This window comes from Kutzneria chonburiensis, assembly GCF_028622115.1.
In the GTDB taxonomy this organism is placed as follows: Bacteria; Actinomycetota; Actinomycetes; order Mycobacteriales; family Pseudonocardiaceae; genus Kutzneria; species Kutzneria chonburiensis.
The window spans coordinates 8,255,417-8,274,790 of sequence record NZ_CP097263.1 but is presented as its reverse complement, the minus strand read 5'-3'; the positions used below and the strand labels follow the sequence as shown (position 1 = coordinate 8,274,790).

Genomic DNA, 19,374 nt, shown 5'->3' with positions numbered 1-19,374 from the left:
GATACTGATCGAACACCGGGCGCCAGAACAGGAGGGAAGTACACGTGGACTTCAGCAAGCTGCCACAGGTGGCGGGATTTGTTGTCGAGGGTGAAGTCTTTGACCCACGAACGTTCCTACTGTCAAGCATGACGGCAACCGAGGCTGCGGCGTTCCTCCTGTTCTGTTGGCCCAAGTTCACCGAGTACCGCGGCGGCGTTTTCCTGAGCTTCCTCTTCGACAAGCCTGCCATCGACAAGTGGTTCGCTCATGTGAACGATGATGTGCGGGCCGTCGAGTCCGTCGTCAATCACGTGCATCTGTGGGACGTCCTGCCACCGAAGTCAGAACCTGAGCACGAGCTCCTCGGCGAGCTGGCCGAACAGGTTGGAGCAATGTGGCGGTCAGCTCTGAGCGAGGAATTCGCGGACCGCACGTTCGTGGTAACAGTGGCCGAAGAGACGACGGACTACGGTCCAACTGTCTCGTTCCAGTCGTCCTAACGACTCCGAAGCCGGGGCTTGCCTTCCAGGTGGGACAAGCCGTTCCACGCCAGATTGACCAGGTGGGCGGCGACCTCGTCCTTCTTGGGCTTCCGCACTTCCAACCACCACTGCCCGGTCAACGCCACCATGCCCACCAAAGCCTGGGCGTACAGCCCGGCCAGCTTGGGGTCGTAGCCGCGGGTGTCGAAGTGGAGACCGAGGATGTGCTCGACCTGCGAGGCGATGTCGTTGAGCAGACTGGAGAAGGTGCCGGTGGAACTGGCGACGGGGGAATCGCGGACCATGATGCGGAAGCCGTCGGACGAGCCCTCTATGTAGTTCAACAACGCCTTGGCGGCCCGCTCGAGGAGCTCGCGGGGGTGGCCGTCGCCATCACCGAGGACGGCGACGACGGAGTCGAGGAGGTACTGCATCTCGCGGTCGACGACGACGGCGTAGACGCCCTCCTTGCCGCCGAAGTGCTCGTACACCACGGGCTTGGAGACGCCGGCCCGGTGGGCGATCTCCTCGATGGAGGTGCCGTCGAAGCCCTTCTCGGCGAACAGCTCCCGGGCGACGTCGAGCAGCTGCTGCCGGCGCTCCTTGCCGGTCATCCGCACGCGCGTCACAGGGGCGACGCCGTCCGCGTCGCCCCTGCTGTCACGTGTCCTGCGGCGGGCAGCCATGGCCTGCCACGATATGTCACCTACTTCGCGGCGCTGATCCTGGCCAGGCGCTGCGGGCTCGGCCACCGGACGTTCCAGGCCCAGCCGAGCTTCTCGAACAGCCAGATGGTCCGGGCCGAGATGTCGATCTGACCCCGCTGCACGCCGTGACGGGCAGACGTCGGGTCGGCGTGGTGCAGGTTGTGCCACGACTCGCCGAAGGACAGGATCGCCAGCGGCCAGAAGTTGGCGGAGCGGTCGCGGGCGGCGAACGGGCGCTCACCGATCATGTGGCAGATGGAGTTGACCGACCAGGTCACGTGGTGCAGCACGGCGACCCGGACCAGACCGGCCCAGAAGAAGGCGGACAGGGCGCCGGCCCAGGACCAGGTGATGAGCCCGCCGAGCGCGGCCGGCGCGAGCAGGCTGACGACGGTCCACACGGGGAACAGCTTGTCGACCATGTTCAGGTCGTCGTCGGCGACGAGGTCGGGGGCGAAGCGGTCACGGTTGGTGAGGTCGCGCTCGTACAGCCACCCCATGTGCGCGTGCCAGAAACCACGGGCCAGCGCCACGGGACCGGTGCCGAACAGCCACGGCGAGTGCGGGTCGCCCTCACGGTCGGAGAAGGCGTGGTGGCGCCGGTGGTCGGCGACCCACTTGATCACGGAACCCTGCAGCGACATGCTGCCGGCGATGGCCAGCCCGACCCGCAGGGCGCGCTTGGCCTTGAACGAGCCGTGCGTGAAGTAGCGGTGGTACCCCACCGTCACGCCCATGCCGCTGATGCAGAAGAAGACGGCGCCGATCGCGATGTCGACCCAGCTCAACCCCCAGCCCCAGGCCAGCGGGACGGCGGCGACCAACGCGACAAAGGGCACGATGGTGAAGATGTAGATGAGGGCCTGCTCGGTCCGGCCGTGCTGGCCGTCGAGCATCGGCTTCGGCCCCCCGCCGGCCGTCTCCCTTGGCTTCTCCAGGGCTGTGGTCATACCGTGACACCTCGCGGTCGTTTAATTGGTTGACTTAGGCGAACCTCGCCTACGGGACCGTAACTTACGCAAGCGTAAGTTGTGCCGGCCCGGAATACCAGCCCGCACATGGACGTTGTAGGCATCTTCACAGGATCGACAGGCGGTCAGCTCTTCCGTGTCAACACAAGGTCTTCGCCGCCACAAGGCCGTCCGGATCACCGTCGTCACCGTGCCGATCGTGCTGGTCGTCGCCGTGCTCGCGCTGCTCGGGATCGGCTGGTACTACAGCGGCCAGCTGCTCGATCCGGGGCAGGCGCGACCCGGCTATCCGGACGTGTCACTGGGCCCAACGTCTGTGAACGGTGTGAGTTCCGTCGCACTGCAAAAAGCGAGCGACACCACAGATGCCGGCCAGTGGGCGCTGCTCTGGAACGGCGGCTCCGCCCAGGTCGGCGAGGTGCTCAGCGACCGTGACAACAAGGTTGAGCGCCGCCTCCTCAAGGGACAGGCGCCGCCGGCCGGCACCCACGTCCGGTTCAGCCCGCAGATGTGGCCGGGCGACCCGAAATCCGCGCTGGGCCAGGACTTCCAGAACGTCGACGTGCCAACGGAGCTGGGCCCGGCGCCGGCCTGGCTGGTGCCGGGCAACGACACCTGGGTGATCGCGATCCACGGCCGCGCCGGCACCCGCGAGGAAACACTGCGGGCCATCCCGACGCTGCACCAGCTGGGTTTCACGGTCCTGTCCATCACGTACCGCAACGACGACGGCGCGCCGAAGTCCCCGGACGGCTTCTTCCACCTCGGCGATTCCGAGTGGCGGGACGTCGAGTCGGCAATGCGGTACGGCAGCCAGCAGGGCGCCAAGCGCTTCGTGCTCTACGGCTGGTCGATGGGCGGCGCGATCGCCGAGCAGCTGCTCAAGCAGTCTCCGCTGGCCGGTCAGGTCGACTCGGTCGTGCTGGACGCGCCGGCGGTGAGCTGGACCAAGACCCTGGTGCTACAGGCCCAGGACCGCGGCCTGCCGCTGACGAGCGTGCTGACCTGGGACGCGGAACTGGTTTCGGGCTGGCGCGGCGGCATCGACTTCGGCCGCATGGAGCTGCTCGACGCCCCGCCCGCGCACAAGCCGCCGACCCTGCTGTTCCACGGCTCGCTGGACACCACGGTTCCCGTGCAGGCCTCACGTGACCTCGCCGCGGCGGCCGGTTCCCTCGGCTGGCCGATCACCTACGTCGAGGTGCCCAAGGCCGAGCACACGGCGGCCTGGAACGTGGACCCGAGCGGCTACGAGCGTCATCTCAGGGACTTCTTGGGTGGTCGCCCTGACCTGACGAGGTGAGACGTGACAACATGGGGGCCGGCACTGCCCCGATCCGCTGTGGTGTAACGGCAGCACCTTGGATTTTGGTTCCAATGGTTCAGGTTCGAATCCTGGCAGCGGAGCAACCGAGAAGGAGTCGAAGCTGCACGAGGACACGGTCGACCAGCACGAGGACGGCGCCCCGGCGCTGGCCGAGATGTCGGACGCCTGGCTGGTCGGGCGGGCCCGAGAGCTGGCGATGTCCTCGGGCGGCGACGTCGAGGGCACCTCGGACACGGCGGTGGCCGAGGCCGACCGCCTGCTGGCCGAGGCGCAGCGTCGCGGCGAGCCGCGCATGGTCGCCCAGGTCCTGCGGACCAGCTGCCTGGTCCGGCTGTCCGGCGCGCACTCGCCCAACGAGACCGATCCGCTGCTCGACGAGATGATCGCGCACACCCGCCGGCACGGCCTGACCGTGATGGAGGCGGGCGCCCACGCCCTGCGTGGACGTCGGTTCTTCCTCGGCGGCTACGAGGACGAGGCGCTCACCTCGGCCGCCCGGGCGCTGGCCATCCTGGACGAGGACCTCACCCCGGACACCCTGATCGGCGTCCGGTCCTGGACCCGGCTGCTGTCGGCGGTGCTGGTCGACATCGGCCAGCTGCTCAGCCAGCTCGGGGTGTACGAGATCGCCTCCGGCGTGTTCAACCGGGCCGGCGCGGCCATCCGCGGCGACGGCGGCCCGTACGAGATCGCCGAGCACATGATCAACCAGACCCGGCTGCTGCTGGGCTGGGGCCTGCGGCTGGAGCGGGTCGGCCAGTACGACAAGGCGGCGGAGAAGTTCCTCACCGCCTCGGCCATCGCCGCCGCGGCCGAGGTGCCGTGGCGCAACTCCCAGCCGACCCGGCTGTCCGAGGCCCCGGCGGCCGAGCAGCTGCCGGTGGTGGGCGCCGCGCACGCGCTGGCCCGGCCCGGTGCCGAGCACATCGACCGGCTGCGCGGCCTGACCGACCGGGCGGCCTCGCCCCGTGAACTGATCATGGTGTCCATCGCGCTGGCCCGCTGCCTCGAACGCGAGGACCGCTTCTCCGAGGCGATCCACGTGCTGGCCGGTGCGGCCGACCGGCTGCTCAACGACACCACCGAGAACACGCTGCGGCTGTGCCTGATGCGGGAGTTCGCCCGGCTGTCCGGCTCGGAGCAGACCGAGATCGGCGCCAACGCCCTCGAGCAGTACGCCACCGAGCTCGAGCACGAGATGTGGCAGATGGGCGAGTCCAAGGTGACGAGCCTGCAGACCCGCCGCGAGCACGAGCGGCTGTCCCGTGAGCACGGCGCGATCTCGCAGCAGGCCAAGCAGGACCCGCTGACCGGCCTGCCCAACCGCCGTGCGCTGGACGAGCGGCTGGAGGGCCTGGTGGCCGCGCCCGGCGACCAGCCGCTGGCCGTGGCGCTGGTCGACCTGGACGGCTTCAAGGGCGTCAACGACCGCGCCTCGCACGCCGAGGGCGACGACGTGCTGCGGGTGGTTGCCAGCACGCTGCGCAGCGCCGTCCGCGGCGACGACATGGTCGCCCGCTACGGCGGCGACGAGTTCGTCGTGCTGCTGCCCGGCGCGCCGCTGAGCGCGGCCGAGGCGGCGCTGAGCCGGGCGGTGGACGCCGTCGCCCGGCTGCCCATGGACCTGTCCCGCGGCGTGACGCTGTCCATCGGCGTCATCTCGCTCCGTCCGCAGGAGAGCGCCGCGCAGGCGCTCGCCCGCGCCGACGCCGCCATGTATCTGGCCAAGCGGGACGGCGGCAACGGTGTCGCGGCTGTGGCCGGGGACACTGTGAGTGAGCCCAACAGCCGGTCGGCCGTAGCAGTGGAGGGCGCACCGTAGGATCGTCGTCATCCAAGGCGTCGACTCCTAGGGAGCAGGTCCATGCCTCAGGGCGGACAGGTCAGCACCATCGTGCTCGCGGCGGGTGAGGGAACCCGGATGCGATCGGCGACACCGAAGGTGCTGCACCGGATCGCCGGCCGAGCACTCGTCGAGCACGCGGTGCGGGCCGCGGTCGGCGTGGACCCGGACCATCTCGTCGTGGTCGTCGGGCACGGCCGGCAGGCCGTCGCCGAGTACCTGGACGCGCTGTCCGGCGACCTCGACCGCAAGATCACCGTTGCGGTGCAGGAGGAACAGCGCGGCACCGGGCACGCCGTCGGCTGCGCGCTGGCCGCGCTGCCGAAGGTCGAGACCGGCACGACCGTCGTCACCTACGGGGACGTGCCGCTGCTGGACGGCGACACGCTGGCCCAGCTGCTGGCCGAGCACCACGCCGCCGGCAACGCCGTGACGGTGCTCACCGCGATCGTGCCGCAGCCGCACGGCTACGGCCGGATCGTGCGCGACGCCGACGGCCAGGTGCTGGCCATCGTCGAGCAGAAGGACGCCACGCCGGAGCAGGCGGCCATCACCGAGATCAACTCGGGGATCTACGTCTTCGACACCGCAGTGCTCAAGGACGGCCTGTCCCGGCTGACCACCGACAACGCGCAGGGCGAGCAGTACCTGACCGACGTGCTGGCCATCGCCCGCGGCGACGGCCGGCCGGTCGGCGCCTCGGTCTGCGCCGACGAGTGGCTGGTCGAGGGGGTCAACGACCGGGTGCAGCTGGCCCGGCTGGGCGCCGAGTTCAACCGGCGGCTGGTCGAGAACTGGATGCGGGCCGGCGTCACCATGACCGACCCGGGCAGCGTCTGGCTGGACGCCGACGTCGCGCTGGCCCGTGACGTGCTCATCGAGCCCAACGTGCAGCTGCGCGCCGGCACCGCCGTCTACGAGGGCGCGGTCATCGGCCCGGACACCACGCTGAGCAACTGCGTGGTCGGCGCGGGCGCGTCGGTCGTCCGCACCCACGGCTCGGACTCCGAGATCGGCGAGCGGGCCAGCGTCGGCCCCTTCGCCTACCTGCGGCCCGGGGCCAAGCTGGGCACCGCCGGCAAGATCGGCACCTTCGTCGAGGTGAAGAACTCCGAGATCGGCGACGGCAGCAAGGTGCCGCACCTGACCTACGTCGGCGACGCCACCATCGGTGAGCAGAGCAACATCGGCGCCGCGTCCGTGTTCGTCAACTACGACGGCGTGCGCAAGCACCGGACCGTGATCGGTTCGCATGCGCGGACCGGATCGGACACCATGTTCATCGCCCCCGTGACCGTCGGGGACGGCGCGTACACCGCGGCCGGCTCGGTCATCACCCGCGACGTGCCGCCCGGCGCGCTCGCGGTGGCACGGGCGCCGCAGCGCAACGTCGAGGGCTGGGTCACCCGACGTCGCGAAGGCACCCCGGCGGCCGAGGCCGCCACCAAGGCACTCGCCGCCCAGCAGGACGGTGACGCAACACCCGACCCGAAGGAGCAGTGACCGTGGCCTCCATCTCCGGAACACCGAAGAAGAGCCTGATGCTCTTCAGCGGCCGCGCCTACCCGGAGCTCGCCGAGGAGGTCGCGAAGTACCTCGACGTCTCGGTGGTGCCGCAGTCGGCGTACGAGTTCGCGAACGGCGAGATCTTCGTCCGGTTCGAGGAGTCGGTCCGCGGCTGCGACGCCTTCGTGGTGCAGTGCCACTCCGCGCCCATCAACCAGTGGGTGATGGAGCAGCTGATCATGGTGGACGCCCTCAAGCGGGCCAGCGCCAAGCGCATCACCGTGATCATGCCGTTCTACCCGTACGCGCGGCAGGACAAGAAGCACCGCGGCCGTGAGCCGATCTCGGCCCGGCTGATCGCCGACCTGTTCAAGACGGCGGGCGCGGACCGGATCATGACCGTCGACCTGCACACCGCGCAGATCCAGGGCTTCTTCGACGGGCCGGTCGACCACCTGTGGGCGATGGCGCTGCTGGCCGAGCACGTGCGCACCAAGTACGGCAGCGAGCCGCTGACCGTCGTCTCCCCCGACTCCGGCCGCACCAAGCTGGCGGAGAAGTGGGCCGACATGCTGGACGGCTGCCCGATCGCGTTCATCCACAAGACGCGGGACCCGCTCAAGCCCAACGAGGTGGTGGCCAACCGCGTCGTCGGCGAGGTGCGCGACCGGATGTGCGTGGTCATCGACGACATGGTGGACACCGGCGGCACCATCGTGAAGGCCGTTGAGCAGCTGGTCGAGGCCGGGGCCAAGGGCGTCATCGTGGCCGCGACGCACGGCGTGCTGTCCGGGCCTGCGGTGGAGCGGCTGCAGAACAGCAGCGCCCGTGAGGTCGTGCTGACCAACACGCTGCCCATCCCGACCGAGAAGCAGTTCGACAAGCTGACCGTGCTGTCCATCGCCCCGCTGCTGGCGCAGGCGATCCAGCAGGTGTTCGAGGACGGCTCGGTCACTTCGCTGTTCGACGGCAACGCGTAACGAGTTCGATCTTCGAGCTGGTAAAGTAGGGGGCCGATTCGCTTACGTCGAATCGGCCCCCTACACTGTCTTGGTTGCCTCGGCGAGGGTCGTCCTCGTGGCTCCGTGATCGACGCGGCGGCGTGGTTGCCGCGCGCTGTTCATGGTCCCGCGCGCCCCCGTCGCCGCAGGCCGCTTCCCCACCCCGAATCGCAGAGCTACAAGGAGTACCCCACCGTGTCCGAGGTACGTCTCGCCGCCGAGTCGCGCACCGAGTTCGGCAAGGGCGCGGCCCGCCGCACCCGTCGTTCCGGCAAGATCCCCGCGGTGCTCTACGGCCACGGTTCCGACCCGAAGCACCTGGCCCTGCCGGCGCTCGAGTTCGCCCGTGTGGTCCGTGAGCACGGCACCAACGCCGTGCTGTCGCTGGAGCTCAACGGCGGCAACGAGCTGGCGCTGACCAAGACGGTCACCACGCACCCGATCAAGAACTACATCGAGCACGTCGACCTGCTGCTGGTGCAGCGGGGCGAGAAGGTCACCATCGACGTGCCGGTGGTGCTGGTCGGCGACGCCGCCCCGGCCACCCTGGTCACCCAGGAGCTGTCGACCATCCAGGTCGAGGCCGACGCCCTGAACCTGCCCGAGCACATCGAGGTGCCGATCGCCGGCGCCGAGGCCGGCACCCGGATCAACGCCGCCGACATCGCGCTGCCCGCCGGCACCTCGCTGGTCACCGACGGCGAGGCCCTGGTCGCGGCGGTCAACGCCGCGCCGACCGCCGCGCAGCTGGACGGCGCCGAGGCTGAGGCCGAGCCGGCCAGCGACGAGAGCTGAGCCATCACGGCAGAGCACCGCGACGGCGCCCAGCCCCCTGACCACGGGGGCGGGGCGCCGTTCCCGCGTTCAGGCCCGATGCCGCCGCCCACCCTCACACCGGCCGATGTGCGGTCCGTGCGGTTCGAGCGGGGGCCCGGCTATGACACCGACGAGGTGGATGCCTTCCTGGCCCAGGTCGCGCAGGCGTTGACCGGACGGGCCAGGCTGACCGCCGAGCAGGTGCGCGCGGTCGTCTTCACCTCACGCAAGCACGGTTACCGGCCGCGGGACGTGGACGCCTTCCTGGAGCGGGTTCGGCGGCAGTTGAGCACCGGGCGGGTGGCCGGGACGCGGCTGCGAACCGGGGCCGACCTGTTGGGCGTGCGGCTGCCCAAGGCCTCGCACGGCTACGATCCCGGCGAGGTGGAGGCGTTCCTCGTGCGGGCCGCCGCGACCTTGGACGGCCGGGCGGCGATGACCGCGTCCGAGGTGTTCCACACCCGGTTCACCGGCACCACCGGGTTGCGCCGGGGGTATCGGGTGGCCGCCGTTGACGCCCTGTTGGACGAGTTGGAGCAGGAGTTGCGCTCTCGTGGACGGTAGCGAGGTCGTTCTTGTCGTCGGGCTGGGCAATCCCGGTCCGCAGTACGCCGGCAACCGGCACAACATCGGTTTCCTCGTGGCCGACGAGCTGGCCGCCCGCGTCGGCGGCAAGTTCAAGGCGCACCGCAGCGGCGCCGAGGTCGTCGAGGGCCGGCTGTCCGGCCGTCGCGTCGTGCTGGCCAAGCCCCGCTCGTTCATGAACCTCTCCGGCGGCCCCACCGTGGCCGCGGCCCGCTTCTACAAGGTCGCCCCGGCCGACGTCATCGTCGTGCACGACGAGCTCGACCTGCCCTTCGCCACCCTGCGCATGAAGCTCGGCGGCGGCGACAACGGCCACAACGGCCTGCGCTCCATCACCAAGTCCCTGGGCACCAAGGACTACCTCCGCGTCCGCTTCGGCATCGACCGCCCGCCCGGCCGCCAGGACCCCGCCGATTACGTGCTCAAGGACTTCGGCACCGTCGAGCGCAAGGAGCTCCCGTTCGCCATCGACCGCTGCGCCGACGCCGTCGAGGCCCTCATCGGCAAGGGCCTCGAAGCCGCCCAGAACGCCTTCCACTGATCAACAGGCGGTGTTCGCCGGCCGTGGGTAGCGTCGGCTGCCATGAGCCCCGAGGACGTCCGTGACATCACGTTCAGCCTGGCTTTGATGAGCAAGAACGCCTACGACGAGGCCGAGGTCGACGCCTTCCTCGACCGGATCGAGGCCACTCTGCGCGGCCAGGACTCCCTCACCGCCACCGATGTCCGAGATGTCGCCTTCACCCATCCCGGTCTCGGCCGTCGCGGGTACACGAAGGACGAAGTGGACGAGTTCCTCACCCAGGTCGCCGCCACACTGGAAGCCCTGTAACAGCAACACTTCCCCGCCTATACACGGTTGCGCCACCCTCAGGTGGCGACCGACGAACAGCAGGGGGAAAGGCCAATGGCCTTGGGCACATCAGGGCTGCTCATACGAGCGGCCGGCATCACGCTGGCTTTCGGCATGATCACTGCCGGACTCGCGACACCCGCACTGGCGGACACCGGCGCGCCGACCAATCCGACGGTCGACCGGCATTCCTGCGGCACGCAACCCATCCTCGTCAACGCACTCGACACCGCGTCCCAGCTGGCCGTGACGCCGGGCGACAGCCAGGCGACGACGGAGTTCGACTGGTGGCCGGTCGACCAGCCCGACCAGCGCGCCTCGGCGCAGACCTCGGACAGCGCCGTGCTCGTCCAGCACAGCGCGTTGAGTGACGGCGTCACCTACGCGTGGCAGGCCCGGTCCGGCGACGGGCCGTGGAGCGACATCTGCGAATTCACCACGGACTTCGTGGCACCGGGGAAGCCGACCGTCACCTCGCCCGACTACCCGCCGGGCGGTGGCGGCGGTGTCGGCAAGCCCGGCCGATTCATCCTGTCCGCCAACGGTTCCGCCGACACGGTCGGCTTCCGCTATGGCGCGAGCATCCCGGCCACCTACGTGGCGGCGGACAAGACCGGCGGCAGCGCGACGATCTGGATCACGCCGAACAGCTGGGGCACGCAGCAGCTGGTGGTGACCAGCGTCGATGCCGCCGGCAACGTCTCGGGCGTCACGAAGTACCTGTACACCGTGAACAACAACAAGGCACAGGTCTCGTGCACCCCTGGCTCGGGTTACATCGGGGTGGCGCGCCAGTGCACGTTCACGCCGACCCTCAACCGCTACACCGGCTACACATATGAGATCGGGAACGGCACGCCGGTCTCGGTCGACGCGGATGACAACGGCAGCGCGACGGTCACCGTGACGCCGATGTCGCCCAGCGACTGGGACATCACGGTCCAGGGACGGATGTTCAACGGCAATCTGGGTGACCCGGTCTCCACCGGCCTCGGGCTCGATTCCGGCGTGCCCTGGGTTCAGGCGGCGACCGATGAGGCGCCGCAGGGCTCGACGGTGCAGTTCACGCTGCACTCGGTGCTGCCGGGCTCGACGTCCTTCGTCTACACCTGGGGCGGCGCGGACCCGGTCACCGTCGCGGTCGGGGACGACGGCACGGCCACGGTGGACCTCACCGTTGATCGGCCCGGTTTCGAGCAGCTCGACGTCTACACCACGACGGCGGCCGGGGCGACGTCCGGCCACGGGTTCGGCTCCGTGACCGTCGACTGAGGACAAACCAGGTGCGGGGTTTCCTTGCCCCGCACCCGGTTTCGCTCAGTCCTTGGTCAGCATCTTGGCGACCTGGTCGCCGGCGGCGGCGCGGCGGAGCTTGCCGGAAGGGGTCTTGGGCAGGTTGCCGGGCGGGAGCACGATGACGGCGTACGGGCGCACGCCGGCGGCGTCGACGATGCGGGCGGTGACCTCGTCCTTTATGACCTTGACGGCCTCGGGATCGTTGGCGCGGTTGGATTCCAGGGCGACGGCGAACCGCTCCCGCCGGGTGCCGGCGTCGAGGCGGACGGCGACGGCGTTGCCGGCGCGGACACCGTCGACGGAGGTGGCGGCGCGCTCGATGTCGGTGGGGTAGATGTTGCGGCCGCCCATGATGATGACGTCCTTGCGACGCCCGCAGACCACCACCTGACCGTCGATGAGGTAGCCCTCGTCGCCGGTGTCGAGCCAACCGTGTTCGTCCTGTGTGGACACTGGACCGTTGACGGTGAGATAGCCGGGCGTGACGGACTCGCCGCGAAGCATGATGAGGCCGACCTCGCGGTCGCCGCGCGGCTCGCCGTTCTCGTCGACGACCTTGATTTCCAAGCCGGGCAAGGGATGCCCGAGCAGCGGGAAGGACCGGGTCTTGCCATCGGTGGCCGGCACGGCCCGCTTGCCGGCCTCGAGCTCGTCGGCGTCGATGGTGTCGATGGTCATGCCCTCACCAGGCGCGGCGAAGGCGACGCCGAGGGTCGTCTCGGCCATTCCGTAGGCACAGAGCACACATCCGGGCGTCATGCCGAAACGGGCGCCGGCGTCGGTGAACGACTTCACCGCGGCGGCGTCGATGGGTTCGGCCCCGTTCAAGGCGATCCGCAGCTGCGACAGCTCGTACTTGCCGTCTTCGTCCACAGAGGACAGTCGGCGGCCGGCGATGGCGTAGGCGAAGTTCGGTGCGGCGGTGACGGTGCCGTGGTAGCGGCTGACCAGGTCGAACCACAGCAGCGGCCCGCCGAGGAACTCGACCGGGCTGACCTTCACCAGCTCGATGCCGAACGTCATGGGCAGCGTCAGGAAGCCGACCATGCCCATGTCGTGGAACAGCGGCAGCCACGACACCATGGTGTCGGCCTCGAAGTCGAACTTGGACGCCGTGATCATCGCGGTCATGTTGGCCATGAGGTTGCGGTGGGTGATCCGCACGGCCTTCGGGTCCGCGGTGGAGCCACTGGTCAGCTGGAGCAGCGCGGTGGCGTCCTCGTCGACATCGACAGGCTCGGTCAGCGGCTCGGCGCCGGCCAGGTCGGTCAGCTTCCGGTACGTGATGCCGTGCTCGTCGAGCACGGGCGACAGCGCATCGAAGGGGCTGCCCAGCAGGACCAGGCCGGCCTCGATCATGCCGAGCACCTTCAGCGTGTCCTGGGCCCATTCGCCGAGGTCGGTACGCGGGGTCGGCTGGTGCAGCATGGTCACGCTGCCGCCGGCCAGCCACACCGCCTGCACGGCCGGCGCGATCACCGCCGGATCGGCGGCCAGCACGGCAACGGCGGTGCCCGGACGCAGGCCGCCCGCCACCAGCCCGCCGGCCAGCTCGGTGGCGGTCACGTGCACCTCGGCCCACGTCCGGCGCACCGGCGCCTGCGGCTCGCCGGTGATGAACCCCTTGCCACGCCCACCGGTCCCGGTGGCGCGCAACGTGTCGACGAACTTGCTCATAGTGCGGAGCCTAGGGCGTCCGGCTCAAGGATGGGTCCGTTGGGCGGGACGCATCCGTTCCGTTATGCCTAAGGCTCACTCGGCCGCATCGGCGGCGAGCATCCACTGCTCCTCGACGTCGTCCTTCTCGGCCAACACGGTCCGCAACTCGGCGTCGAGAGCCAGCAGCCGGTCGGGGTCGGTCGCCGCCTCGGCCAGTTTGGCGTGCAGATCCCCTTCCTTCTTGGTCAGCACGTCCAGCCGACGCTCCAGCCGGGACAGCTCCTTGCGGGCCGCCCGCTGCTCGGCCGCGTCGCTCACCTTCGGCGCGACCGGCGTGGCCTGGGCGGCGGCCGCCGCGGCCAGCTGCTGGTCACGACGCCGCAGGTACTCCTCGATGCCGCCGGTGAGGTTGGCGATCCGGCCGTCGCCGAACAGCGCCACGACCTGGTCGCAGACCCGCTCGATCAGGTACCGGTCGTGCGAGACCACGACCATCGTGCCCGGCCACGAGTCGAGCAGGTCTTCCAACTGTTGCAGGGTGTCGATGTCCAGGTCGTTGGTCGGCTCGTCGAGCAGCAGCACGTTGGGCTCGGCCATCAGCAGCCGGGCCAGCTGCAGCCGCCGCCGCTCGCCGCCGGACAGGTCCGACACCGGCGTCCACTGCTTGACCTTGGTGAAGCCGAACTTCTCGGCCAGCTGCGACGCCGACAGCTCGACCTTGCCCAGCACCACCCGCCGGGCGACCTCCTCGACCGCCTCCAGCACCCGCAGCTCGCCGGGCAGGTCGATCAGCTCCTGGGTCAGGTGGGCCAGCCGCACGGTCTGCCCCTGCACGCGCTTGCCGCTGTCGGCCTCGCGGTCGCCGGACAGCAGCCGCAGCAGCGAGGTCTTGCCCGAGCCGTTCACGCCGACAAGGCCGATCCGGTCGCCCGGCCCGATCCGCCACGTCACGTTGTCCAGCAGCGTGCGGTCGCCCAGCGCGAAGGACACGTCCTCCAGCTCGATCACGGTCTTGCCCAGCCGGCGCTTGGCGAAGGCCATCAGCTCGACCTTGTCCCGCGGCTCCGGCACGTCCGAGATGATCGCCTCGGCGTTCTCGATCCGGTACCGGGGCTTGGACGTGCGGGCCGGGGCGCCGCGGCGCAGCCAGGCCAGCTCCTTGCGGGCCAGGTTGCGGCGCTTCTCCTCCAGCGTGTCGGCCAGCCGGGCCCGCTCGGCCCTGGCGTAGATCCAGTCCGCGTAGCCGCCCTCGTACTGCTCGACCGCGCCGCCGACGACCTCCCAGGTCCGGGTGCACACCGTGTCCAGGAACCACCGGTCGTGGGTCACCACCACCAGCGCGCCGCGCCGGGCCAGCAGGTGCTCGGCCAGCCAGCGCACGCCTTCCACGTCAAGGTGGTTGGTCGGCTCGTCCAGCACGAGCAGGTCCAGCTCCTTGATCAACGCCGCCGCCAGCGCCACCCGGCGGCGCTCGCCGCCGGACATCGTCGCCACCGGCGAGTCCAGGCCCAGCGCCGTGATCCCCAGGCCGTCCAGGATCGACCGCACGCGCGCGTCCGACGCCCACTCGTGCTCCGAGGCGTACCCGTGCGGGTCCAGCACCGCCGCGCGCACCGTGTCACCGACCAGCTCGGTGCGCTGCGTGACCACCGCCATCCGCAGATCCCGGCTCTGGCTGACCCGCCCCTCGTCCGGCGGCTCCAGCCCGGTCAGTACCTCGAGGAGCGTGGTCTTGCCGCCCCCGTTCAACCCGACGACCCCGATCCGGTCGCCCTCGTTGACCCCGAGGGACACGGTGTCGAGCAGGGCCTTCACGCCGTACGACTTGCTCACGGCTTCTAGGTTGACGAGATTTGCCACGTGAAGAGCCTACGGGCCTAGGCGTGGACCTCGGGTGGGGTGGGGCGGGCGGCGTCCTCGCCGGTGACGACGCGGGCGCCGGCGACGGGGCCCTGGGCCACCCGCACGGTCCGGCAGACGCCGGCGCCGGAGAGCTCGGCGGCGACCCGGACGGCGGCGTCACCGTCGGAGCAGAGGAAGGCGCACGTTGGCCCGGAGCCGGAGACGATGCCGGCCAGGGCACCGGCGTTGACGCCGGCCCGGAGGGTGCGGCGCAAGCCGGGGCGTAGCGAGACGGCGGCGGCCTGGAGGTCGTTGCCGAGCAGCAGGGCCAGCTGGTTGGGGTCGCCGGAGGCCAGGGCCTCCAGCACGGGCTCGACGGCGCCGACGCGCGGCGGGTTGCCCTCGACCCGCAGGCGGTCGAGCTCGCGGAACACCTCGGGCGTGGACAAACCGCCAGCGTCGAGGGCCATCACCCAGTGGTACGTGTGCCGGGACAGCACGGGTACCAACTGCTCGCCACGGCCGGTGCCCAGGGCCAGCCCGCCCTGGAGCACGAACGGCACGTCGCTGCCGATCTCGGCGGCCACGGTGGCGAGCTCGTCCCGGCCCATCTCCAACCGCCACAGATGGGCCAGGGCGACCAGGGTGGCGGCGGCGTCGGCGCTGCCACCGGCCATGCCGCCGGCCACCGGGATGCCCTTGTTGATGCTGATCCGCAGCTTGGGCTCGTCCGGGTCCCGGCCGACGTGCGCGGCCAGCGCCCGCACGGCCTTCCAGACCAGATTGGACTCGTCGGTGGGCACGTCGGCCGCGCCCTCGCCCCGCACCTCCAGCCGCGACTCGTCGGCGACGGCCACCGTCACCTCGTCGATCAGCGACAACGACTGGAACAGCGTCGTCAGGTCGTGGTAGCCGTCGGCGCGAAGGTCACCCACGGCGAGATGCAGGTTGACCTTCGCCGGGGCCCGGACGGTCACTGGGGTCGGTACGACGGCTAGCACCCGTCCAGCCTACGGGCTGTTGCCGTGCAGGCTAGAACGCCGGCAGGACCGAACCGTGGAACGTCTGGTCGATGTAGTCCTTGACCTGCGGGGAGTTGAGCAGCTCGGCCAGCTCCTTGATCCGCTTGTCACCGGCCAGTTCGGGCCGCGTGACCAGACCGTTCGCGTTCGGGTTGCCCTGGGCCTTCTCCAGCAGCACCGCGGACTTGGTGTCAAGGCCGGCGGAGAGCGCGTAGTTGCCGTTGACGATCGACGCGTCGGTGTCCTCAAGGCTGCGCGGCAGTTGCGCCGCCTCCAGCTCGACGAACTGAAGGTGCTTCGGATTGTCGGCGATGTCACGCGGCGTCGCGGTGCTCTCGGTGCCGGGCTTCAGCTTGAGCAGACCGTTGTCGGCCAGCAGCTTGAGCGCCCGCGCCTCGTTGCTGGTGTCGTTGGGCACACCGATCTTGGCGCCGTCGGGCAGGTCGGCCGGCTTGTGTGCCTTCTTCGAGTACAGCCCGAGCGGCTCGAGGTGCACCGCGGTGATCCAGCTCAGCTGCACGCCGTGGCTCTGCTCGAAGTCGGCCAGGTAGGGCTGGTGCTGGAAGTAGTTGGCGTCCAGCGACTTGTCGACCAGCGAGGTGTTCGGCGTCACGTAGTCGGTGAACTCCTTGACCTGGATCTTCAGGCCCTTGGCCGGCGCCAGCTTGTCGGCGACGAACTGGAGGATCTGGCCGTGCGGAGTGGGGCTCACGCCCACGATCAGCGGGGCGTTGGGGTCGGCCGCCGCGCCGCCGCCCGAACCGCAGGCGGCCGCGGAGACCGTCACGAGGGCAGCAAGGAGCGCAACACGGAGCTTCATGGGACTGTGATTCCTTGAATGTCAGGCAGTGACGCGGCGGCGGCGGTCGATCAACCGCGAGGACACGTCGAACAGCAGTTGGATGAGCATGGCGAGGGCGCCGAGCACCAGCACCGTCGACCAGAGGACCCGGTCGTCGTAGCGCTGGTAGCCGTAGCGGATGGCCAGGTCGCCGAGGCCCTCGCCGCCGACGACCCCGGCCATGGCGGAGAAGCCGACGAGGGTGACGGCCGTGACGCCGACCGCGGACACCAGGGCCGGGGCGGATTCGCCCAGCAGCACCGATCGCACGATGCGGGCCCGGGTGGCGCCGGTGGTGACGGCCGCCTCGACGACCGTCGCGTCCACCTCACGCAGCGCGGACTGGACGAGCCGGCCGAGGAACGGCACCGCCCCGATGGCCAGCGGCACGATCGCCGCGGTCGGGCCGATCGAGGTGCCGATCAGCGGGCGGGTGACAACCTGTTGCAGCAGCACGATGAGCACGATGAACGGCAGTGACCGGCCGAAGTCGACCACGGTGCCCAGGATCCGGTGCAGCACCGGCACGGGCCGCAGCCCGTCCGGCGCCGTCACGTGCAGCAGCACGCCGAGCGGAATCCCGAGCACCGTGGCGAACAACGTTGCCACGCCGACCATGTAGAGCGTCTGGCCAAGTGCGGGGTGGAGCAGGTCGAACACATCGGACCACGGAGTGGTCGGTCTCACGCAGCGACTCCCTGCGGGCCCTTCTGGGCCCGTCGAACGAGGGCGCCGGCCTCGGAGATCCACTCCAGCGCGGAGTCGGCCCGCTCGCCGGTCAGGCCCAGCCGGAACCGGGCGACCGGGGTCTCGCCGAGCCGGGTCAGTCCGCCGCCGAGCACGGCGAGGTCGACGCCGAACCGGTTGGACGCCTCCGGCAGCAGCGCGCCCACCGCGGCGAAGCCGACCAGCACCACGTCGGCGACGCGGTCGTGGTTGGCGGCGATGCCGTCGGTCTGGTCGAGCGCGGGCAGCAGCGCGTTGGCGGTACGACTGTCCACATCGGACACAAGGTCGAGCAGCCTGCCGTTCTCCACGATCCGGCCGCCGTCGAGCAGCGCGACGTCGTCGCAGATCCGGCGGACCACCGCCATGTCATGTGTGACAACAACAACCGTGACACCGAGCTCGGCCCGGGCCCGGTCGAGCACGGTCAGCACGGAGCCGGTGGTCTCCGGGTCCAGTGCCGAGGTGGGCTCGTCGGCCAGCAGCACCGCGGGGTTCGCCGCCAGCGCGCGGGCCACCGCGATGCGCTGACGCTGACCGCCGGAGAGCTGGTCCGGGTACGAGGCGGCCTTGTCGGTCAGGCCGACCAGGTCGAGCAGTTCGCCGACGCGGCGACGCCGGGTCGGGCCGTCGACGCCCGCGGTTTCCAGCGGCAGCGCCACATTGCCGGCCGCCGTGCGCTGGCGCAGCAGCGAATCCCCTTGCGGCACAACGCCGATCTGCCGGCGCGCGGCGCGCAGCCGGTTGCCGTCCAGGGTGACGAGGTCGGTGCCGTCCACGCGGATCGCACCGCTGTCCGGGCGCTCCAACAGGGCGATGCAGCGGGCCAGGGTCGACTTGCCGGAGCCGCTCGGGCCGACGACGCCGCACACCGCGCCTGCCTGGACCTCGAGGGTGACGCCGTCCAGGGCGCGCACGGCGCCGCTACGACTGGGGAATGACTTGACCAGATTGTCGACAGTGATCACTGTTTGCTCCACGGCACGCGGCGACCCCGCGCGAAGACGGCGCGCGCAGGTCGTCCTTTTTGGACCGTCCTATCGGGACGATGCGATGAGGGTGAACCGACAGTAGGCGGCGGTAGGGGTGTTACCGGCCGGCCCGACAGCCCGTCGCGGTGCGACGGCACTGATCGACCACTCGACGGCGAGTGAGCAGCAGCGCTGCGCACACTCGTACGAGGTCCATGACGTCCTCCATCGGTCCTGGCTGTAGCACCTGCCCCGGGTGGGGTGGTTGCTGCGGCTTCGTCGATCCAGGTCTCTCGGCCGCTCGGGATGGATGCAAGTAGCAGTACACCTGACCGGTATGTGGAAAATCAAGCCGTGCCTGCAAAGAACCATGGATCGTTCGGTAAGTCACACCAATGGCCGAAGATTACTCGGCCACCGACATATCGGACAGCGACTTCATCGGCACCCAGAGTTATCCGTCGAGCAGGTCGCGCTGGTACCAGGTGCCCTGTTTGCCACCGAGCTCGGCGGGGTCGGCCGGACCGGTCTCGGCGAAGCCGCTCTTGAGCAGGACCCGCCGCGAAGCGACGTTCTGGTGGGAGGCGGCGGCGCGGAGGGTGTGGAGGCGGTGCCGCGAGGCGGCCAGCACGCACAGGTCCCGCACGGTGCGGGTGGCGAGGCCGCGGCCGGCGGCGGACTGGGCGACGCGGTAGCCGAGGTCGGCGGTGCCGCCAGAGAAACGGTCGAGGTTGAAGCGGCCCAGCACGGAGTCGTCCTCGACGACGAGGTAGAAGGCGCAGAGGCCGGTGGCCTGATCGGCGAGCAGGGCGTCGTATCGGGCGGTGAACTGGGCGAAGTAGTCGTCGCCGCGGTCGGAGATGGAGGCGGCGAAGTAGGTGCGGTTGGCGAGCTCGAAGGCGAGGACGGCCGGGGCATAACCGGCCTGGAGCGGCACCAACATG

The 19,374-nt window shown here is 70.2% G+C and carries 19 protein-coding genes, 1 tRNA gene and 1 riboswitch; of the genes, 11 read left to right on the top strand and 9 right to left on the bottom strand.

What is annotated here, in order from left to right; all coding sequences use genetic code 11:
- The first annotated feature begins 44 nt into the window (after window positions 1-44).
- Window positions 45-482 carry a hypothetical protein gene (locus M3Q35_RS38610; RefSeq protein ID WP_273937508.1) on the top strand — a complete coding sequence of 146 codons (438 nt, stop codon included), beginning with the start codon at window positions 45-47 and terminating at the stop codon, window positions 480-482.
- Here M3Q35_RS38610 and M3Q35_RS38605 read toward each other — a convergent pair.
- Complete coding sequence (locus M3Q35_RS38605) at window positions 479-1,078, bottom strand: TetR/AcrR family transcriptional regulator (protein WP_273944634.1); 600 nt, start codon at window positions 1,076-1,078, stop codon at window positions 479-481. The two genes, M3Q35_RS38610 and M3Q35_RS38605, sit on opposite strands and share 4 nt — an antisense overlap.
- 92 nt (window positions 1,079-1,170) lie before the next feature.
- Window positions 1,171-2,121, bottom strand: coding sequence for an acyl-CoA desaturase (locus M3Q35_RS38600; protein ID WP_273937507.1), 951 nt, complete (start codon window positions 2,119-2,121; stop codon window positions 1,171-1,173).
- A 211-nt stretch (window positions 2,122-2,332) separates the two neighbouring features.
- Here M3Q35_RS38600 and M3Q35_RS38595 point away from each other — a divergent pair, with 211 nt between their 5' ends.
- The 10 genes from M3Q35_RS38595 to M3Q35_RS38550 all read left to right on the top strand — a co-directional run bounded on the left by M3Q35_RS38595 (window position 2,333) and on the right by M3Q35_RS38550 (window position 11,345).
- Window positions 2,333-3,445: an alpha/beta hydrolase family protein gene (locus tag M3Q35_RS38595; RefSeq protein WP_273937506.1), complete on the top strand. Its 1,113-nt coding sequence runs from the start codon at window positions 2,333-2,335 to the stop codon at window positions 3,443-3,445.
- A 33-nt stretch (window positions 3,446-3,478) separates the two neighbouring features.
- Window positions 3,479-3,549: transfer RNA gene (locus tag M3Q35_RS38590), tRNA-Gln, on the top strand.
- Between the two features lie 74 nt (window positions 3,550-3,623).
- A complete protein-coding gene (locus M3Q35_RS38585) occupies window positions 3,624-5,291 on the top strand; it encodes a GGDEF domain-containing protein (RefSeq protein WP_273937505.1) in 1,668 nt (555 codons plus the stop codon).
- A 42-nt stretch (window positions 5,292-5,333) separates the two neighbouring features.
- The gene (gene glmU, locus M3Q35_RS38580) at window positions 5,334-6,815 is read left to right on the top strand and encodes a bifunctional UDP-N-acetylglucosamine diphosphorylase/glucosamine-1-phosphate N-acetyltransferase GlmU (RefSeq protein ID WP_273937504.1); all 1,482 of its coding nucleotides are present in this window, start codon (window positions 5,334-5,336) and stop codon (window positions 6,813-6,815) included.
- Window positions 6,816-6,817: 2 nt separating this feature from the next.
- Window positions 6,818-7,798: a ribose-phosphate diphosphokinase gene (locus tag M3Q35_RS38575; protein ID WP_273937503.1), complete on the top strand. Its 981-nt coding sequence runs from the start codon at window positions 6,818-6,820 to the stop codon at window positions 7,796-7,798.
- Window positions 7,799-8,014: 216 nt separating this feature from the next.
- A complete protein-coding gene (locus M3Q35_RS38570; RefSeq protein ID WP_273937502.1) occupies window positions 8,015-8,614 on the top strand; it encodes a 50S ribosomal protein L25/general stress protein Ctc in 600 nt (199 codons plus the stop codon).
- A 78-nt stretch (window positions 8,615-8,692) separates the two neighbouring features.
- The gene (locus tag M3Q35_RS38565) at window positions 8,693-9,199 is read left to right on the top strand and encodes a DivIVA domain-containing protein (protein ID WP_273937501.1); all 507 of its coding nucleotides are present in this window, start codon (window positions 8,693-8,695) and stop codon (window positions 9,197-9,199) included.
- Entirely contained in the window at window positions 9,189-9,761 is a 573-nt protein-coding gene (gene pth / locus M3Q35_RS38560) for an aminoacyl-tRNA hydrolase (protein WP_273937500.1), read from the top strand. The genes M3Q35_RS38565 and pth overlap by 11 nt, the downstream gene beginning before the upstream one ends.
- Window positions 9,762-9,803: 42 nt before the next feature.
- Window positions 9,804-10,052: a DivIVA domain-containing protein gene (locus M3Q35_RS38555; protein ID WP_273937498.1), complete on the top strand. Its 249-nt coding sequence runs from the start codon at window positions 9,804-9,806 to the stop codon at window positions 10,050-10,052.
- Window positions 10,053-10,127: 75 nt separating this feature from the next.
- Window positions 10,128-11,345, top strand: a complete 1,218-nt coding sequence (locus M3Q35_RS38550) for a hypothetical protein (RefSeq protein WP_273937497.1) — start codon at window positions 10,128-10,130, stop codon at window positions 11,343-11,345.
- A gap of 45 nt (window positions 11,346-11,390) precedes the next feature.
- Here the strand turns inward: M3Q35_RS38550 and M3Q35_RS38545 are convergent, their stop codons facing one another.
- From M3Q35_RS38545 to M3Q35_RS38515, 7 genes are all read right to left on the bottom strand, one after another.
- Window positions 11,391-13,046 (bottom strand): fatty acyl-AMP ligase, encoded by a 1,656-nt coding sequence (locus M3Q35_RS38545; protein ID WP_273937496.1) that lies wholly within the window; start codon window positions 13,044-13,046, stop codon window positions 11,391-11,393.
- A 75-nt stretch (window positions 13,047-13,121) separates the two neighbouring features.
- On the bottom strand, window positions 13,122-14,888 hold the full coding sequence (locus M3Q35_RS38540) for an ABC-F family ATP-binding cassette domain-containing protein (RefSeq protein WP_273937495.1): 1,767 nt from the start codon (window positions 14,886-14,888) through the stop codon (window positions 13,122-13,124).
- Window positions 14,889-14,905: 17 nt separating this feature from the next.
- Window positions 14,906-15,871 carry a 4-(cytidine 5'-diphospho)-2-C-methyl-D-erythritol kinase gene (locus M3Q35_RS38535; protein WP_273937494.1) on the bottom strand — a complete coding sequence of 322 codons (966 nt, stop codon included), beginning with the start codon at window positions 15,869-15,871 and terminating at the stop codon, window positions 14,906-14,908.
- 31 nt (window positions 15,872-15,902) lie between these two features.
- Window positions 15,903-16,712: a MetQ/NlpA family ABC transporter substrate-binding protein gene (locus M3Q35_RS38530; protein WP_273937493.1), complete on the bottom strand. Its 810-nt coding sequence runs from the start codon at window positions 16,710-16,712 to the stop codon at window positions 15,903-15,905.
- A gap of 21 nt (window positions 16,713-16,733) precedes the next feature.
- Entirely contained in the window at window positions 16,734-17,420 is a 687-nt protein-coding gene (locus tag M3Q35_RS38525; RefSeq protein ID WP_273937492.1) for a methionine ABC transporter permease, read from the bottom strand.
- Complete coding sequence (locus M3Q35_RS38520) at window positions 17,417-18,427, bottom strand: methionine ABC transporter ATP-binding protein (protein WP_273937491.1); 1,011 nt, start codon at window positions 18,425-18,427, stop codon at window positions 17,417-17,419. Before M3Q35_RS38520 ends, M3Q35_RS38525 begins: the two co-directional genes overlap by 4 nt.
- Window positions 18,428-18,652: 225 nt before the next feature.
- A riboswitch (SAM riboswitch) is annotated at window positions 18,653-18,743 on the bottom strand.
- Between the two features lie 141 nt (window positions 18,744-18,884).
- Complete coding sequence (locus M3Q35_RS38515; RefSeq protein ID WP_273937490.1) at window positions 18,885-19,373, bottom strand: GNAT family N-acetyltransferase; 489 nt, start codon at window positions 19,371-19,373, stop codon at window positions 18,885-18,887.
- Between the last annotated feature and the right edge of the window lies 1 nt (window position 19,374).

Excerpts from the sequence above, each read along its gene's own strand:
- M3Q35_RS38605 (WP_273944634.1), bottom strand. The coding sequence starts at position 1,078 with ATGACCGGCAAGGAGCGCCGGCAGCAGCTGCTCGACGTCGCCCGGGAG.
- M3Q35_RS38600 (WP_273937507.1), bottom strand. The coding sequence starts at position 2,121 with ATGACCACAGCCCTGGAGAAGCCAAGGGAGACGGCCGGCGGGGGGCCG.
- M3Q35_RS38585 (WP_273937505.1), top strand. The coding sequence starts at position 3,624 with ATGTCGGACGCCTGGCTGGTCGGGCGGGCCCGAGAGCTGGCGATGTCC.
- glmU (WP_273937504.1), top strand. The coding sequence starts at position 5,334 with ATGCCTCAGGGCGGACAGGTCAGCACCATCGTGCTCGCGGCGGGTGAG.
- M3Q35_RS38565 (WP_273937501.1), top strand. The coding sequence starts at position 8,693 with ATGCCGCCGCCCACCCTCACACCGGCCGATGTGCGGTCCGTGCGGTTC.
- M3Q35_RS38555 (WP_273937498.1), top strand. The coding sequence starts at position 9,804 with ATGAGCCCCGAGGACGTCCGTGACATCACGTTCAGCCTGGCTTTGATG.
- M3Q35_RS38550 (WP_273937497.1), top strand. The coding sequence starts at position 10,128 with ATGGCCTTGGGCACATCAGGGCTGCTCATACGAGCGGCCGGCATCACG.
- M3Q35_RS38545 (WP_273937496.1), bottom strand. The coding sequence starts at position 13,046 with ATGAGCAAGTTCGTCGACACGTTGCGCGCCACCGGGACCGGTGGGCGT.
- M3Q35_RS38530 (WP_273937493.1), bottom strand. The coding sequence starts at position 16,712 with ATGAAGCTCCGTGTTGCGCTCCTTGCTGCCCTCGTGACGGTCTCCGCG.
- M3Q35_RS38515 (WP_273937490.1), bottom strand. The coding sequence starts at position 19,373 with ATGTTGGTGCCGCTCCAGGCCGGTTATGCCCCGGCCGTCCTCGCCTTC.